This window comes from Micromonospora sp. M61 (assembly GCF_018070245.1).
Taxonomy (GTDB): domain Bacteria; phylum Actinomycetota; class Actinomycetes; order Mycobacteriales; family Micromonosporaceae; genus Micromonospora; species Micromonospora zamorensis.
Genome location: NZ_JAGPYA010000187.1, coordinates 1 through 537, shown reverse-complemented (window position 1 = coordinate 537; position 537 = coordinate 1). Strand labels below are relative to the sequence as shown.

Here is a 537-nt window from a genome sequence, read left to right as displayed (position 1 = left end):
CGCCGTTGTTGCGCGTCCACTGGCTGATTCGCGCCCCGTCAGTGGTCGCGTTGGCGTACACGTCCAGGGCCTTGCCGCTGTTGCGATTCAGCAGGACGTACCAGGCACTGGTGTCCACCCCGGAGCCCGGCGGAGGCGTGGTCGGCGGGGTCGAGCCGGAGTTGAGCGCGTCCAGGACGGCCGTGTACGCGGCCTTCTTGTTGCCGTTGCAGTCGAACAGCAGGGCGTTGTCCGAACCCCGCCACGAGTCACAGTCGCGCACGCCCCAGGTGGTGATGCCGGTGCAGCGCGAGACGGCCAGGCAGGCGCGGGTGACCGAGCCGTAGATGTTGGCCTGGTTGCCGCCGGTCATCACGTCCAGCTCGGTGATCTGCACGTCCACACCGAGGTCGGCGAAACGCTGCAGGTTGGCCTGGTAGTCACCGGCCAACGACGTGCCCAGGTGCGACTGGAAACCCACACAATCGATCGGCACCCCACGGGACTTGAAGTCCCGCACCATGTTGTAGATGCCCGTCGACTTCGCGTTGATCCCAT

1 protein-coding gene is annotated in these 537 nt (G+C 66.5%); it reads right to left on the bottom strand.

Annotated elements, in window-relative coordinates:
* A partial coding sequence (locus KBX34_RS33260) for an endo-1,4-beta-xylanase (RefSeq protein ID WP_247672512.1) occupies positions 1 to 537 on the bottom strand: 537 nt, incomplete at both ends.